This window comes from Pseudomonas sp. D47 (assembly GCF_045447305.1).
Classification (GTDB): domain Bacteria; phylum Pseudomonadota; class Gammaproteobacteria; order Pseudomonadales; family Pseudomonadaceae; genus Aquipseudomonas.
The window spans coordinates 32,512-48,559 of the sequence record NZ_JBJGXU010000012.1 but is presented as its reverse complement, the minus strand read 5'-3'; the positions used below and the strand labels follow the sequence as shown (position 1 = coordinate 48,559).

Here is a 16,048-nt window from a genome sequence, read left to right as displayed (position 1 = left end):
GTCCGCCGATGCGATTGAAAAGTTATCTGCTCCAAATCAACCCCGTCCTCTCCCGACCCGAAGCAGCCAGAAGGCTGCTTCGTATTTTCGCGACCGTGCTGCTCATCGGCATCCTGAGCGGGGTGTATACCTTTCTGCTGTCGACCTTCAATAACGATATCTCCCAGCGCCGCGGCTACATGAGCAGCGCTATCGCCGAAGCCCACACCTTTTTCACCAACCGCGAAGCCTTGCTCGAAAGCCTGAGCCTGTCGGCGGTACGCAAGCAGTCCAGGGTTTACCTCTCTTCGCCGGAAGAACAACACCTGCAACTGGGCGACACGCCGGGCAACCAGTGGAGCATCTGGCTGACCGCGCGCATGCGCGACTACCTCAAGGCCAAGCAGCTCAACCTGCTTTATGTGAACGCCGGCCCCAACCCGCAAGTGGTGCGGCTGTACGACGCGACCACGCAGGTGCTGCCGATGTCCAAGTGCATGCTCAACCGCCTCAAAGCCCTACAGCACAGCGACCCGGCCATGCTCAGCGAGCTGTGGCTGAGCGACCGCACCGAGCACCATTCGCACCTGTATATTTTCATCCGCCTGGACCGCCAAGACCCCACTTCCGGCTGGCTGGGCCTGGAAATGGAAAGCCGCGAAGTGTCCTCAACCCTCAGCGACCAGAGCGCTGGAGAGTTCATGATGCTCAACGCCCAAGGCACGCTGGTGTTTACCAACAGCGATGACACGCAGGCACGCCAGCAACACCTGCGGCCCGGCGAAGAAAGCTTCTTCGGCTTTGTCGGCAGCGGTTTGCTGCCCGATCACCTGGTGATCCGCAAACACCTGAAATCCTCGGACTGGCAGTTGATGTACTCCATCGACCTGCGCGCGGTGGTCAACGGATTGTGGAAACAGCTACTGGGTTCGCTGCTGTTCTGCCTGTTCAGCCTGGCGCTGATCTGGCTGGTGATGCGTCGGGTCGACCAGCGCTTCATCATTCCCTCGATCCACCGCATCCAGGCGTTGATCGAGAGCGAGGCGTTCGGCCGCGATGTGATCCAGACCGCGCCCGTTGCGCTGTGTGTGCTACGCCGCACCGACGGCCAGGTGGTGCTGGAAAACACCCTGGCCCAGCAATGGCTGGGCAACGGCCCGGAGTGCAAGGCATTGCGCGCTGGTTGGATCGAGCAGGCCTACGCCGGTGAACCGTCCGAACGCAGCGATTACTTTGAAACCATCGACGGCCGCCACCTGTACCTGAGCAGCGCGCCGACCCGCTACAGGGGCGAGGACGTGTTGTTTTGCGCCTTCAGCGATATCAGTGCGCGCAAGCAAGTCGAGGCGGCGCTGGAAGAAGCGCGGCAGTCGGCAGACGCCGCCAACGCGGCCAAGACCTTGTTCTTGGCGACCATGAGCCATGAAATCCGCACGCCGCTATACGGCGTGCTCGGCACCCTGGAATTGCTGGCACGCACGCAACTGGACGCCCAGCAAAAAGACTATCTGCATGCCATCGAAGGCTCATCTTCGACCCTGCTGCAACTGATCTGCGACGTGCTGGACGTGTCGAAGATCGAGGCCGGGCAGTTGGCGCTGGAAATGAGCGAGTTTTCACCGCTGGACCTCGTCCACGAAATCATCCAGGGCTACGCCGCAGCCGCCCAGGGCAAGGGCCTGCAATTGTATGCCTGCTTCGACCCGAAGTTGCCGGAACGGCTGATCGGCGACGTGACGCGCATCCGCCAGATTCTCAACAATTTGCTGAACAACGCGGTGAAGTTCACCGACTACGGGCGCGTGGTGCTGCGGGTCAAAGTGCTTGGCCGCGATGGCGAGCGCTCAAGCCTGTTGTGGCAGGTTTCGGACACCGGCAAAGGCATCGCCCAGGAAGACCAGGCGATGATTTTCGAGCCGTTCTACCAGAGTGAAGGCAACACTAACGTGGTCGCCGGCACCGGCCTGGGCTTACCAATCTGCCAGCGTCTGACCGAATTGATGAATGGCAATATCCGCATGGTCAGCGAACTGGGGCTGGGCAGCAGTTTCAGTCTGATCCTGCCGCTGGAGGAAGCACCGACCCCACCGATGACCCCGCTGTTGGCCGAGACCATTTACGTGGTGTCGCCGATCCAAGAGCTGGCGCACTCCATCAGCGGCTGGCTGCGCCGCTGGGGGGCTCGCGCCCAGGCCGGCCTGCCGACGCTGCCGGAAAACCATCTGCTGCTGCAAGTGCACCCCGGCAGTGTCGACCCATTGCTGGCACCCGAGTGGCCGGGCCCGGTGATCCACGTCAGCAGTAACGCCTGCACCGCGCAGGAGGCCGAAGCCGGCGCCTGGCACGTCAACCTCAACCACCTCGGCGCAATTCATCAGGCCGTGAGCCAGGCCCAAGGGCTGTGGGTGGCCCGCGCCGGTGAGCAGACGCGCCAGAGTGACCTGAACAAACTCAACCTGCACCTGCTGGTGGCCGAGGACAACATCATCAACCAGCTGATTTTGCGTGACCAACTCGAAGAACTCGGCTGCACCGTGGAGCTGGCGGCCGATGGTCAGGAAGCGTTGCAGCTGTACACCGCCGGCAACTTCGACGTGGTGTTGACGGACGTGAACATGCCCCACATCAACGGCTATGACCTGGCACGCGAACTGCGCCGCCAGGGCTGCCCGTTGCCGATTATCGGGGCTACCGCCAACGCCATGCGCGGCGAGGCCGACCTGTGCCTGGCCGCCGGCATGAACCATTGCCTGGTCAAACCCTTTGCGTTGCGGGCTCTATTCAACTCCCTGGCGCCTTATGCACGGATCAACCATGAAGCCCCTTAGTATTTTGATCGTTGAGGACCACCCCCTGCAGCACGTCTACCTGCAGCACCTGCTCAGTGAGTTGGGGGATTTCATGCTCGAAACCGCCGAGGACGGCAAAGAAGCACTGGAGCGTCTGCGTAAGCGCGATTTCGACTTGGTACTGACCGACCTGCTGATGCCCGGCATGGACGGCGTGCAATTTATCCAGTGCCTGGCCAGCCTGCGTTGCAAACCGGCGCTGGCGATCATGAGCGCGGCGTCGCGGCGTATGTTGATGGCGGCAAGCCTGGTGGCGAAAAACCTCGATGTGGAAGTGATCGGGCTGATCTCCAAGCCCGTCGCCGCCGACGCCCTGCGCAGCCTGGTGGACCAGCTCAGGAACAGCGTGCGCAAGCCCTCCCCGGCATTGCCCGAACACTTGGACATCGACCGCCACACCCTGGTCCAGGCCATGAGCTCAGGCCAGCTCCAAGCCTGGTTCCAGCCGAAAAAGTCCCTGGCCAACGGGCGCATTGTCGCCGCCGAAGCACTGGTGCGCTGGATGCACCCCGAGCAAGGCGTGATGCTGCCCGCTGCGTTCCTGCCGGCGATCAAGGCATTCGAGCTGGAGGAGCGACTATTGTGGGTGGTGCTCAAGCAGGCGATCCACGCCCAGGAACGCTGGCGCCAGCGTGGCTACGAAATCCCGGTATCGATCAACCTGCCCACCCACCTGCTCAACAGCCACGACCTGGCCGACCGCCTGCTGGAATTTGTGCTGCACCACGACGGCATCCCGGGAATGATCTGCTTCGAGCTGATGGAATGCTCGGTGCCCCAGGACATCAGCAACTTCTACGCCGGCGCCTGCCGCCTGCGCATCAAGGGCTTCGGCCTGTCGCAGGATGATTTCGGCAAGGGCTACAGCTCGTACCTGAATCTTGTGTCCACGCCGTTTACCGAATTGAAGATCGACCAGTCGCTGGTGCAGGGCTGCCACGACAACGAAGGGATGGCCCAGGCGTTGGCGAGCATTATCGCGCTGGGCCGCAAACTCGGCCTGACCGTGGTCGCCGAAGGTGTCGAGACACCGCAGCAACTGGCCCTGCTGCGCAAGATTGACTGCAATCAGGTGCAGGGTTTCCTGATTTCTCACGCGGTTTCTTCTGAACAATTTCAACAACTACTGAACAATGATGGCCCCGCGACATCTCACTAGTTGGCGGCCAGGGATTATCTGTTCGATAGTAAGGAGTAAGCTCCATCCTGTGCCGATTTATCCTGCGCTTGCGGAAACCCCTGATGAAGCACAACAATGCGGTCCTCGAAGCCTTTACCCGCAGCTCATTGCGCCTGAACAAAGGGCTGATGGTGCTGCTCGGTATCGCGTTACTGTTGGTGTTGACCAACTACTGGTCACTGCAACGCGGGGTCGAAACCCGCTACGGCGCGACACGCTTTCATTTCGCGCGCCTGATGGAGAACCTGGCGGAACAGGAGTCGTACCTCAAGAGCCTGACACACCCGGGCATCCAGGCCGAACTGCTGCGCGCCACCAAGGTTCATGTCAGCCTGAAAAGCCGCATGGTCGACAACCACCGCACGCTGTACGAAGGCCAGAAGTATTCGTTTTCGGTACCGTTCAGCGTCAAATTCGATGAACAACAGGTCAGCCCCGCCACCCGGCCGCAGATATTTGCCCTGGGCGCGCACCTAACTAGTTATTTCAGCGCCTTCTGGTCGTCATCGCCGTATGAGGCGCCGCAAACCTTTCTGCTCAATCGCCAGGCGAACTACGCCATCACCGTACCGTCGGTGGGCTACCAGCGCCGGGAAAGCACCGAGGAAACCGGCAACTTGGTGGCGCTGGTTAACGCAGTGCAACAAACCCTTGAGCAGACGCCACAACCACTGGAACAGAACCGCGTGTACTGGCAGGCAGGCCCCGGGTCCGAGCACCTGCTGGCTTACATCGGCCTGCCCCTCGACGGCCAGGGCCAGGCGGTGGTCGGCACCCTGCTCGACATGGCTCAGGTCGACGACGTGCAACGCGCCCTGGAACACTCGGCATTTGACCGCTTTACCCTGATTGCCCCCGATGGCAACCGGTTGATCGGCCCCGAAGTGGGAGCGCCGCTCAGCGATGGCGTGCACTTCAACGCAGACGGCTTTGAATTCAAGATTACCCAGGCGGGCGCCCAGCCCTGGAGCGCGATCTATGGCCTGAACTACTCACACTTCTTTCATTCGGCTTTGTGGCCGTTGAGCACCCTGGCGCTGCTGCTCGGCAGCCTGATTACCCTGGGCTGGGCCGGCAGCCGCTGGTACCGGCGCCAGGTTATCGCGCCGGCGCGCCTGGCCCACGAACGGATTGCCGAAAGCGTGGCGTTCAGCCGCGTGATTATCGACACCGCCCCCACCGGTTTGTGTGTGGTACGGCGCAGCGACGCCAAGGTGTTGATCGAGAACCAACGCGCCCAGCAATGGCCGGGCACTGCACACCTGGTGGCCACCCTGGCCGGTATGCACGACAGCGCCGAGAGCGGCGAAACGCACCTTGAGATCGAAGGCCGGCACTTGCAAGTCGGCTTTGTCTCCACCCGTTATCAGGCCGAGGACGTGCGCCTGTATGCGTTCAACGACATCTCTCGGCATATCGACGACGCCCAGACCTTGGAGGACGCCCGCCGCGCCGCCGATGCCGCCAACAAGGCCAAGACGCTGTTCCTGGCGACCATGAGTCATGAAATTCGCACCCCGTTGTATGGCGTGCTCGGCACGCTGGAACTGCTCGGCCTGACCGACCTGGACCCCCATCAGCAAACTTACCTGCATACGATCCAGCGTTCCTCCGCCACGCTGTTCCAGTTGATAAGCGATGTGCTGGACGTATCGAAAATCGAGGCCGGGCAAATGGCGATTGAAGCCGTGGAGTTCTGCCCGCTGGACATGCTCGAAGACACGTTGCACACCTACGCCGCCTTCGCCCAGCGTAAGGGTTTGCAACTCTATAGCTGCATCGATCCGCAGCTGCCGGACTGTGTAATGGGCGACCCGATGCGTATCCGCCAGATCCTCAATAACCTGGTGAGCAACGCCATCAAGTTCACCGATATCGGACGCGTGGTCATTCGCGCCAGAGTGACCACATTCGACGCCGACAACGTCGACCTCGAATGGCAGGTCACAGACTCCGGTGTGGGCATTCCCGAAACGCAGCAGGCCAAGCTGTTCGACGTGTTTTACCAGGCACCGGACACCGCCAGTGAAGGCGGCGCCGGGCTGGGGCTGTCGATTTGCCGCTGGCTGGCGCAGATGATGGACGGTGAAATCAAGGTGGTCAGCGAACCGGGCCTGGGCAGCAGCTTTACCCTGAAAATACGCCTGCCGTTGTGCAGCGGTGCCCTGACCAACACACCGCTGATCGAACCCAGCCCAACGCCTGTGTATGTGCAGGCGCCGGTGCGTGAGTTGGCGCAGTCGCTGTGTGACTGGCTCAATCGTTTGGGTATTACGGCAGCCCTGGCGGCGTCCACGCCCGAACAGGACAGCCGCCACGCGGTGCTGGTCGATGTGCTGCCCAATGAGCCCGCCCGCCCCTGGCCCGGCCAACGCGTGCTGTGCCTGCCGGGCGCACACACCCCGCCACGGCACACGAAACAGGGCTGGGTTGTGGACATGCACGACGTGCGCGCCATTGCCGCCACCGTCTCGTTGGCGCAGCACGACAAGCACGAGCATCCGCCGGCCGCCCTACCGCAAAGCGCAGGGCGGCTGGGGCTGCGCATCCTGGTGGCGGAGGATAATCCAGTCAACCAGGCGATCATCAAGGAACAACTGGAGGCGCTCGGCTGCTCGGTGACCCTTGCGGCCAACGGTGAACAGGCGCTGCAGCTGTGGCAACCGCAGGCGTTCGACCTGGTGCTGACTGACGTGAACATGCCCTTGATGAATGGCTATGAACTGACCAAGGCCCTCAGGGCGCATGACCGGCAGTTGCCGATTATCGGCGTAACCGCCAACGCCATGCGCGAAGAAGGCGTGCGCTGCCTGGCGGTGGGCATGAATGCCTGGATCGTCAAACCTTTGAGTCTGCAAACCTTGCGCGCGCAGTTGGTCAAGCAGTGCAAAGTCAAGCCACCGGTGGAACCACCGCCCGAGACGTTCGACGACAGCGTGCAGCTGTCGGACAAGATGCGCCCGCTGTTCATCAGCAGCGTGCAGCAGGATTTGCAGCGGATCGGCGCGGCACTGGCGCAGCGCGACGCGCGCACCCTCGGCCAGCTGCTGCATTCGGCCTCCGGCGCTTTGGGCGCGGTGCAGGCGCTCGACTTGGCCCAGGCCTGCATCGAACTGGAAAGCGCATTGAACCGCGGCAGCCTCGACACTTCACTTGAGCTCAAGGTGAAGACTGTGATGCAGCGACTGTCGGCCGTCCTGGAAACTCTCCAGCCCGGGCACACTTCCCTCACTTGAACTGGCACTACGGACGGCCCTTTATGAAAAAATTCAACGTGGTTATCGCGGACGATCACCCAATCGTGCTGCTTGGGGTACGCGAGCTGGTGGAGCGCGACACACGCTTTCAAGTCGTGGGCGAAGCGGTATGTTCGGCGGGCCTGATCGAGCTGTTGCAGCATCAGGGCGCCGACATTGTGATCACCGACTACAACATGCCGGGCGACTCGCCCTATGGTGATGGCCTGAAGCTGGTGGAGTACCTGAAACGGCATTTTCCGCAGGTGCAGATCCTGATCCTGACGATGATCTCCAATCACCTTATCCTCACTCGCCTGCAAGAGCTGGGCGTGGTCGGCATCATCCAGAAAAGCCAATTGCACACCGAGATTCAACTGGCACTCAAGGCCATTGCACAACAGAGCGCCTATCGCAGCCTGGAGCCGCCCAAGACCTCGGTGATCGAGACCCTCACGGCCATCGACGAGCGTTTTACCAGCTTGTCGCCCAAAGAGTTCGAGATCCTGCGTTTGTTTATTTCCGGCATGAGCGTGAGTGATATTGCACGCAGCCAGAACCGCAGTTCAAAGACCATCAGTGCACAAAAAATATCCGCCATGCGCAAACTGGAAGTGAGCAGCGACCAGGACCTTCTCGCCTATTGCCTGGCGCGCAACATCTTCAACTAAGCACAACGTGCAAGCCATTCCCAGGCAATGGCTTGGCCCTTTATTTGCTGGTTCCCCACCTGCCTTGCGGTGCAACTAACCCGTCTATAGCGCGGCTTATAAGAATCGTCTTATTCGCTCGCAGCGCCTCGCCTCTTATTCTTTCCTCGCAGTTCAACAACAGCATTTTCCAACTAACACTTACGGACATCATCATGAAGAAGTTTTCCCTGGCTGTTATCGCCTCGGCCATTATCGCCGCTTCCGGCAGTGCATTTGCCGTTGATCCGGTACCGACGCCTACCCTGGGCGGCAGCGGTAAAATCACCTTCACCGGCGTGATCAACAACGACGCCTGCTCGGTAGACGGCGCCAACTCTGACCGCACTATTTCGGTGGACATGGGCAACGTTTCGATCAAGGACATGGGCACTGCGGAAAACCCAACCGCCGGCCGTGTGACCGCCAAAGACTTCAACCTGAACGTCAACTGCAACCAGGGCACCAAAGTCGCGATGATCTTTGATGCCAACAATGGCGGTTCGGGTCTGGTCAACGGCAAGAAAGTATTGGCCCTGAACCCAGGTTCGGCTACCGCGCAAAACGTCGGTATCGCCCTGCTCGACAGCACAGGCACCTTGATCGACCTCAGCTCGACAAGCACCGCACGCATTGAAAGCGCCATGCACGGCCAAGGCACTGCGGGCGGCGACGCCACCCTGAGCTTCGCGGCTGCCTACGTCACCACGGGTGCCGCCGGTGCATCCACCGCCGGTCGCGGTGATGCCACCCTGCCGTTCATCCTGCAATACGAGTAACTCGGCGCCCCGAGCACCGATCGCGCGAGGCCAAACGGCCTCGCCATTCTCTTTGATTACACCGGATAACCCTCATGCTGCCTCGTTATATCGCCGCAAGCCTGGGGCTGCTGGGCATGCTTATGGCTACCCAGGCCGCCGCCAGCATTTCATTGAACGCCACCCGTATCGTATTTGATGGCGACCACAAAGAAGCCAACATCACCGTGCGCAACGGCAACCAGGATGTGCTGATTCAATCCTGGGTCGACATGAACGACGCCAGCGCCAGCCGCGCACCGTTTGCCGTCACCCCGCCATTGGCCCGCGTATTCGCCAAGGAACAGCAACTGCTGCGCATCTTGTACGAAGGCACCGGCATGCCCACGGACCGCGAGTCGGTGGTGTGGCTGAATGTGCAGGAAATCCCCAAGGCCAGTGAGGCCGAGAACACCTTGCAGTTGGCCATCCGCCAACGCATCAAGATTTTTTACCGCCCTGCTGGCCTCACCGGCAGTGCGTTGCAGGCCCCTGCACAGCTTGAATGGTCGCTGGCCAAGCACGGCGCACAGACCCTGTTGCAGGTGAAAAATCCGACGCTGTACCACGTGTCCATGGCCGACATTAAGGTGCAGGCGCAGCTGGCCAGCGATTCGACCATGATCGCGCCCGGCGAGGAAAAACAGTTCCCGCTCAAGACGCCACCCGCGGCTGGCTCGGTGCAACTGTCGTTTTCCAGCATCAATGACTACGGCGCGCAGAACCACTACACCGCGCCCCTGTCAGGCGTCGCCGCGCACGCGACTGAATCACGCCTCAAACCCTAAGCCTTTTCTCTAACCCACAGGCTCACCTCGCGTGCGTGTTTGCGTGCCCGCCTGTTCGCCAATCAGGGATGTCACAGGTCTTCGCATGTCTTTTCTTTCCAGTAACAGGCCCGCGCGTGGCGCACTGAAGTTGAAGACGCTGTCGCTTGCGATTGCCGCCAGCCTGCCGGCCTGGGCAATGGCGGACGAGGCTGCGGAAACCTTCAACACCACCTTTTTGCAGGGCTCGCAGTCATCGGTCGATTTGCAGCAGTTGCTCTCGGCCAACAGCGTGCTGCCGGGCAATTACCGCGTCGACCTGTACAGCAACGAAGTACTGGTGGGCCGGCGCGACATCGACTTCAAGCGCAACCCGAAAAACGGCCGGGTCGAAGCCTGCCTGACCCTCGATTTGCTCAAGCAGTTGGGCGTTGACATGCACCGTTTGCAGGCCGAAGGCAAAATCGACCCGCAGCAGCCGCAGGATTGCTACGCCCTCGCTGAGATGATCGAGGACGCCAGCGTGCGCTACGACAGCAGCCGCCTGCGTTTGATGGCGAGCATCCCGCAAGTGGCCATGCAGCGTGGCCTGCGCGGTTACGTCGACCCGCAGTTATGGGATGAAGGCGTGCCCGCCGCGTTCGTCAACTACCAGCTCAACAGCAGCCGCACTGCAGGCGACTACAAAACCCGCATCTCGAATAACCTCGGCCTGCGCAACGGCATCAACCTGGGTGCCTGGCGCTTGCGCAACGAGTCGAACCTGAGCGGCGGCACCGGGCGTTCGAACACCTACACCAGCAACCGCACTTACTTGCAGCACGACGTGACTGCGATCAAGGGCCAGTTCAGCGCCGGTGAGATTTTCTCCGACACCGACCTGTTCGACAGCGTGCGTTATCGCGGCCTCAAGCTCGCCTCCGATGACGGCATGCGTGCCGACAGCGAGCGCGGTTATGCGCCGGTGATCCGTGGCGTGGCGCAGACCAACGCGACAGTGGAAATCCGCCAGAACGACTACATCCTCTACACCGCCAACGTCGCACCGGGGCCGTTCGAGATCAACGACATCTACCCCAGCGGCTCCAACGGCGACCTGCAAATCACCGTGATCGAAGCCGACGGCACGCGCCGCGTGACGATGCAGGCGTTTTCCAGTTTGCCGATCATGGTGCGTGAAGGTCAGGTGAAGTACAGCCTCTCGGCGGGCACGTTCAAAAGCAACGCGGACGGCCTGGCGACTCCGCGTTTTCTCAGCGGCACCCTGGCCTACGGCTTGACCAGCAACCTCAGCGCGATTGTCGGCTTGCAGACCAGCGAGGACTACAACGCGCTGTCCATCGGCGCCGGTAAGAACACCTCGTTCGGCGCCTTCTCGCTGGACACCACTCACTCCTCCAGCAAGGCGCAGGGCAAAACCACCCAGGGCAGCAGCGTGCGGGCGCTGTATGCAAAAACCTTTACCGGCACCGACACCAACTTCACCCTGGCCGCGTACCGCTACTCCACCGAGGGCTACCGCACCCTCACCGACCATGTCGAAGACAGCAGCCAGGATGTGCGCGTGCGCACCGGCCATTCGAAAACCCGCACCGACCTGACCATCAACCAGAGTATCGGGCGCAACAGCGAGTTCGGCAGCGTGTACGTGAACGCCAGCGACCAGCGCTACTGGAACCGCGGCGGCTCGCAGAGTTTTTCCGCCGGCTACACCAGCAACTGGGGCGACCTGAGCTACAACCTCGGCGTGACGCGCACCAAGCAAATCGTCACCTTTGGCCAGCCGAGCAGCGACACCCAGGTGAACCTGTCGATTTCCTTCCCGCTGGGCAGCCAGGCCCGCGCGCCACGGGCGTTTGTCACCACCAGCCGGCAGCATGGCGACACCACCACCCAGGCGGGCCTCAATGGTTTCGTCGCCGACACCAGCGACACGTTCTATTCGGTGCAGGCCGGCCACAGCGACACCAGCGGCGATTCCGGCTCGGCGAATATCAACAGCCGCACCTCGGTAGCGGACGTCAGCCTCGGCTACAGCCAGGGCCAGGGCTACAACTCACAGAACCTCAACCTCGCAGGCTCCGTGGTCGCTCACGCAGGCGGCATCAACCTGGGGCAGACCGTCAGCGAGACCTTCGCGCTGGCCGAAGTGCCGGGTATCTCCGGGGCAAAAATCAGCAGCTACAGCGGTGTAGAGACCGGCTACAACGGCTACGCGGTAATCCCCAACGCCCAGCCCTACCGGGTGAACTGGGTGAGCCTGGACACCCGCGACCTGGGCGGCGATGTAGAAATCACCAACGCCACCCAACAAGTGGTGCCGCGCCGTGGCGCAATCGTGGTGGCGCACTACAGCGGCACCACCGGGCGGCGGGTGTTGTTTGAGTTGTTTGATGCGCAGCGCAAGCCGCTGTCGTTTGGGGCTTCGCTGGAGGACGCGAACGGCAAGCAACTGGCGATTGCGGACCCGAATGGCAATGCGCTGGCGTTGGTGGAGGAGGATCAGGGCACGTTGGTTATCAAGTGGGGTGAGCAGCAGTGCAGTGCAACCTATGCGTTGCCGCCGCAGAATAAAGCGCTGAACTATGAGCGCCAGGCGTTGGTGTGCACGCCTTGAAGGGGGCGATATCTACACCCTCTCTCTGATGTATAAAAATCCAAATGTGGGAGCGGGCTTACCTGCGATAGCCATAGGTATCTACACATCTTTTTTTACGGGTTGAGTGTTGTGTTTGTCGGAGGGCGCTGAGTACATATCCGTTGTTTGGGTCACGGCTGATATTGGTTCCGCTCTTACAGCCAGCCCTTTCAAGGTCTTTGCCTAAATCGCGTCCTACGCCAATTCCAGGCTGAAATTAAGAAAAAAACGAGTTGAATTTGGTTCAGTCAGCATCTCTTTTGGTCAAAAAATGATCATTTTTTGAGGCTTTTTCCAAAGACCTTGAAAGGGCTGGCTGTAAGAGCGAAACCATAAGCCGCCGTTACCGCAGCAACGGATATGTACTCAATCTACCTAAACCCATCACACACAAAAAGTTGCGTAGATACCTATGCCGCGATAACGGCGTGTCAGCTCATGCATTCGGTGACCGGCAGACAGCTATCGCGGGCAAGCCCGCTCCCACATTGGCTAAGCTGCTACCGATACGCTGTAGTTGGAAGAATAAGGGTTGGCTGGGCCTCAGGCCTTCACGTTCTGCCGGATGTTCCAGCCAAACTTCACCGGCCCGCCGTCCTTGCCGCCGTCGGCTTTCTGCGGCTGGTAGCTGACGTCAACGGTGGCGAAGTTCAGGGCGAAGCTGTCTTGCAACACATCGACGCCGTTTTCAGCACTGCTGCTGTAGGACACCACCATGACTTCCTTCAGGGTGATCACCAGATACTCCACCGGGCTCGCGCCTCCCACCTTGCGCACCACCAGTTTCGCGTCCGGATAATGCTTGCCGCTGGCGCAGGCCATCATCAGGTTAGGGCTGGATTTATCCAGCGCCTTTGTCAGGTTCAGGTTGGCAATATTGACCTTGCCCGCACCGCCGCCCGTACCGCTGTGCATCGAACCCGACTGCGACATTCCCCAGGCCCAGTGGGTGATATCGATCTCGTCGCGATGGGCTTGATCCCTGGATTCGCCCTTGATATCGCCCAGTTTTAAAAACATATCGACGGCCATGTTTGCTCCCTGCCTTGGTGTGCGTCGGTAGTGACGCGGGGCGCACTTTTCCTCAGCCGCCACGGCGCACGCAAGACGCCAAAGCATGATAGAGACGCACCCGACGTGAATTGGCGAACCTTCCGACATTCATAGATGCGTGCACGTCTTTACGCTCTGGGCTCCCGCAAAAACCAGGAGTTAAGGATGACGGCCTCTGTGTTGAAAGATGGATTCCCCACGGCCCACCGCACTACGCGTCAGCGCATTGAAAGCAGTATTGATCTACGTAAGTTGTTCTTCGCCATTGATGCTGATCCGGCGCTGATTGGTGCGGGCGTGGTGTATATCGACGAAGTGTTTAACGTGGTGGTACTGCGTGAGTTTCAGGCGGTGTGCAGCGTAGTGCCGAAGAAGGTGGTGTTGCGTGAGGCGCCTCGCTACGTCGGGCCTGCGGAGTTCAAGCGGATGTTGGAGCATGAGCCGCGGGAGTCGGAGCTGATGAAGGAGGCGCTGAATACTACGGTGGCGTGTACGGGTGTACTCTTGAGTTGGTTGGTGGTTGCGAGCGGGACCGCGTTGATGCCTTTCACTGGCGGAGCCAGTGCGGTGATTTCATTCATCGGGAAAGCAGCAGTCGTTGCGAGTACCGCTCAATGCATCTCTGGTGTTATACGAACCGGGTCAGAGGCAGCCTTTCCTGAGTTCAATGACTACTTGGATAACGAAACTTGGTATCAGGCTGCGACAGTCGTGCTGGACGGTGTTGCTTTGCTAGGCGTTGCCACATCGGCAATGGTCACAGTGAAAGTAGTCACTACAACCACAAAAGTAACCGGAAAAACGACTCGCCAAGTACTCAAAGGCCTCACCCGGCAAGAACGCAAGAAACTGAACGATGAGTTGCTCAGAATCCGCGATCCGAGCCTAACATTCAAACAGCTGAAGCTTGAAAAAGCTGCTGGAAATCTGCCAAAACGTATAAGTGCTACACAGATACAACAGGCAACCGCAGCCCATATAATGGATGCAGCAGCCGCTTCGCTGAGCCTCACCAGCAGTACAATATCCGGAAACGTCAGAACATTGGCCTTGGGTGTTTACGAGGAAATCAATCAATGAACAACCGGACGGAGAAAAAAAACCACTATTACTCAGCTGCGTTCATTGAAGATCCTTGGCAATTACTCAAGCGCTATATGCCGATAATCTGGGGCGATGCGCTTCTCGGGTGTTTCTCGATCGCCTTGGCGGCGATCCTTGCAATGCTCACTTATCTCTCGACGTACCCCATAGGCTTTGCGACCAAGACATCTTTTTTCGGCGCGGCCGGACTTGGCGCTGTATTTGCCATTGCCAAATACCAAGTGCTGTACGGGCGCATACAGTGGGCCTGGCTAAACGTCGCGATATATCTCATATGCCTGCTGGTATCACTGCCCACCATTGCCTACGGCCCCAACGTCTACCTCTACTCCATGACACTCCTCGGCCCGCTGACCGGCCTACTGATCCTCAACAGCAACCGCTGCCGCGAACTACGCCACAAGATGGTAGAAATCCGCCACAAACGCGAAGCCATCATCACCTCCCTGAAAAACCAGGGCCGCTGGAAATGGTGGTAAGCCCTGGCCCCATTCATGTGCACATCCCACGCGCAGAAACTGAATACCTATCCATTCAGTCAGTGCCCATGGCCCCGCATTTTTGACAAACTGCGGCGCGACGCTGCCGTTGCGCGCAGCCCCGCAAGGACGGAACAATGACCAACATGGACTCGATCATTCGACAGTTTTCTGCCGAAGGGGCAACCCATCTCTATTCCAGCCCGCCGTCGGTATTGACGCCCGCCGACCTCTACCGCGCCAAGGGCGATGGCCATTTCCGAGAGACGATTGCCGGCAGCAATATCTACCTGATCACCGCCAGGCGGCGGGTGCTGATCAACCCTGATGACCTGTACCTGCTCGGTCGATCAGCGCACGGCAGTTTTATCGTGATGGACGAACAGGGCGTGCAGTCGATCCCCTTCCGTTATGACATCCCGCGCATCGGGCATGACGATCAGGATGACATCGAACAGGTGATCGTCGCGCCCAACGGTACGCACCTGACCATCCTCTCGACCTCACGGCAAATGACCACCGCCGCGCATATCGTGGTAGCAAACGCGACCAGTGCCCTGCAAGCGAACCATCGGGACATGAACGTGCTCTATGTCGGCCAGGGCATCGGCAAGGTTCACGCGCGTACGGCGGTGGACCGGCTGTTGAACCACACCACCCTGCAACGCATCCTCGCAGAAACCTCGACCAACAGCCCGGAGCTGGAGGTGTCGATTTTGCTCTACCGGTTCGAGCACGGCAGGACAATGATCAGCAACGGCGGTGACTTCAATGCTGAGCCTGTGGCCAGCGAGCAGGAGGAGTCGGAGCATTTCGAGCGGCTGCGCAGTGTGCGCTTGAATCGCGATGAGGTGATTACGCTGGCGGAAGCCGCCCTGATCAACCACTTCAAGCCGCATTACAACACCCTGCTCAAATCCACGAATTTCGCCGCCAACAATAAGATCAAGCCACTGAAAAAGCTCCTGGCCAAGGGCATTAGCGGGCTGACCGTAGAAATCTGCAGTTCCACGATCAACGCACGCCTGGGCACCTGCGATGCGCTGCCCATGGAGTTGAGCACCTTCATGCCGGCCCACGTCCTTGAGGGCTGCAACCTCGACAATGAGCAAGAAAAGCGGGCGTGGGCCGAAGAACTCAGGGTCATGGCGCACACGCACTACGCCTGTTTCCCCCTCACCACGCCACAGGAGCGCGATACCTTCATGCATGGCATGGTGTGGCTCGGCGAATCGGTGCGCGAGCAGATCTGGCAAGTGCCCGGCAAGGGTGCCTAG

The 16,048-nt window shown here is 60.1% G+C and carries 11 protein-coding genes; 10 read left to right on the top strand and 1 reads right to left on the bottom strand.

Annotated features, from left to right (window positions below; translation table 11 throughout):
* Nucleotides 1–8 precede the first annotated feature (8 nt).
* The 7 genes from ACI77I_RS10975 (at nt 9) to ACI77I_RS10945 (ending at nt 12,114) form a co-directional block, all read left to right on the top strand.
* A complete protein-coding gene (locus tag ACI77I_RS10975) occupies nt 9–2,807 on the top strand; it encodes an ATP-binding protein (protein WP_263273573.1) in 2,799 nt (932 codons plus the stop codon).
* The gene (locus tag ACI77I_RS10970) at nt 2,794–3,987 is read left to right on the top strand and encodes an EAL domain-containing protein (protein WP_242150966.1); all 1,194 of its coding nucleotides are present in this window, start codon (nt 2,794–2,796) and stop codon (nt 3,985–3,987) included. Before ACI77I_RS10975 ends, ACI77I_RS10970 begins: the two co-directional genes overlap by 14 nt.
* Before the next feature lie 83 nt (nt 3,988–4,070).
* Nucleotides 4,071–7,244 carry a hybrid sensor histidine kinase/response regulator gene (locus ACI77I_RS10965; protein ID WP_094953711.1) on the top strand — a complete coding sequence of 1,058 codons (3,174 nt, stop codon included), beginning with the start codon at nt 4,071–4,073 and terminating at the stop codon, nt 7,242–7,244.
* A 23-nt stretch (nt 7,245–7,267) separates the two neighbouring features.
* Nucleotides 7,268–7,915, top strand: a complete 648-nt coding sequence (locus ACI77I_RS10960) for a response regulator (protein WP_094953712.1) — start codon at nt 7,268–7,270, stop codon at nt 7,913–7,915.
* A 194-nt stretch (nt 7,916–8,109) separates the two neighbouring features.
* Nucleotides 8,110–8,712, top strand: a complete 603-nt coding sequence (locus ACI77I_RS10955) for a fimbrial protein (protein WP_094953713.1) — start codon at nt 8,110–8,112, stop codon at nt 8,710–8,712.
* Nucleotides 8,713–8,786: 74 nt separating this feature from the next.
* Nucleotides 8,787–9,518: a molecular chaperone gene (locus tag ACI77I_RS10950; protein ID WP_242150971.1), complete on the top strand. Its 732-nt coding sequence runs from the start codon at nt 8,787–8,789 to the stop codon at nt 9,516–9,518.
* A gap of 85 nt (nt 9,519–9,603) precedes the next feature.
* Nucleotides 9,604–12,114: a fimbria/pilus outer membrane usher protein gene (locus ACI77I_RS10945; protein ID WP_406997486.1), complete on the top strand. Its 2,511-nt coding sequence runs from the start codon at nt 9,604–9,606 to the stop codon at nt 12,112–12,114.
* Nucleotides 12,115–12,678: 564 nt separating this feature from the next.
* Here ACI77I_RS10945 and ACI77I_RS10940 read toward each other — a convergent pair.
* A complete protein-coding gene (locus ACI77I_RS10940) occupies nt 12,679–13,167 on the bottom strand; it encodes an Hcp family type VI secretion system effector (protein WP_406997485.1) in 489 nt (162 codons plus the stop codon).
* A gap of 186 nt (nt 13,168–13,353) precedes the next feature.
* Between ACI77I_RS10940 and ACI77I_RS10935 the strand changes: the two genes are divergently transcribed.
* The 3 genes from ACI77I_RS10935 (at nt 13,354) to ACI77I_RS10925 (ending at nt 16,048) form a co-directional block, all read left to right on the top strand.
* The gene (locus tag ACI77I_RS10935; RefSeq protein WP_406997484.1) at nt 13,354–14,268 is read left to right on the top strand and encodes an NAD synthetase; all 915 of its coding nucleotides are present in this window, start codon (nt 13,354–13,356) and stop codon (nt 14,266–14,268) included.
* Nucleotides 14,265–14,771 (top strand): hypothetical protein, encoded by a 507-nt coding sequence (locus ACI77I_RS10930; protein WP_242150980.1) that lies wholly within the window; start codon nt 14,265–14,267, stop codon nt 14,769–14,771. The genes ACI77I_RS10935 and ACI77I_RS10930 overlap by 4 nt, the downstream gene beginning before the upstream one ends.
* A gap of 137 nt (nt 14,772–14,908) precedes the next feature.
* On the top strand, nt 14,909–16,048 hold the full coding sequence (locus ACI77I_RS10925; RefSeq protein ID WP_242150983.1) for a hypothetical protein: 1,140 nt from the start codon (nt 14,909–14,911) through the stop codon (nt 16,046–16,048).

What these genes read in the sequence shown, in the direction of transcription:
- ACI77I_RS10960 (WP_094953712.1), top strand. Translation starts at nt 7,268, where the DNA reads ATGAAAAAATTCAACGTGGTTATCGCGGACGATCACCCAATCGTGCTG.
- ACI77I_RS10935 (WP_406997484.1), top strand. Translation starts at nt 13,354, where the DNA reads ATGACGGCCTCTGTGTTGAAAGATGGATTCCCCACGGCCCACCGCACT.
- ACI77I_RS10975 (WP_263273573.1), top strand. Translation starts at nt 9, where the DNA reads ATGCGATTGAAAAGTTATCTGCTCCAAATCAACCCCGTCCTCTCCCGA.
- ACI77I_RS10950 (WP_242150971.1), top strand. Translation starts at nt 8,787, where the DNA reads ATGCTGCCTCGTTATATCGCCGCAAGCCTGGGGCTGCTGGGCATGCTT.
- ACI77I_RS10970 (WP_242150966.1), top strand. Translation starts at nt 2,794, where the DNA reads ATGAAGCCCCTTAGTATTTTGATCGTTGAGGACCACCCCCTGCAGCAC.
- ACI77I_RS10955 (WP_094953713.1), top strand. Translation starts at nt 8,110, where the DNA reads ATGAAGAAGTTTTCCCTGGCTGTTATCGCCTCGGCCATTATCGCCGCT.
- ACI77I_RS10930 (WP_242150980.1), top strand. Translation starts at nt 14,265, where the DNA reads ATGAACAACCGGACGGAGAAAAAAAACCACTATTACTCAGCTGCGTTC.
- ACI77I_RS10945 (WP_406997486.1), top strand. Translation starts at nt 9,604, where the DNA reads ATGTCTTTTCTTTCCAGTAACAGGCCCGCGCGTGGCGCACTGAAGTTG.
- ACI77I_RS10940 (WP_406997485.1), bottom strand. Translation starts at nt 13,167, where the DNA reads ATGGCCGTCGATATGTTTTTAAAACTGGGCGATATCAAGGGCGAATCC.
- ACI77I_RS10965 (WP_094953711.1), top strand. Translation starts at nt 4,071, where the DNA reads ATGAAGCACAACAATGCGGTCCTCGAAGCCTTTACCCGCAGCTCATTG.
- ACI77I_RS10925 (WP_242150983.1), top strand. Translation starts at nt 14,909, where the DNA reads ATGACCAACATGGACTCGATCATTCGACAGTTTTCTGCCGAAGGGGCA.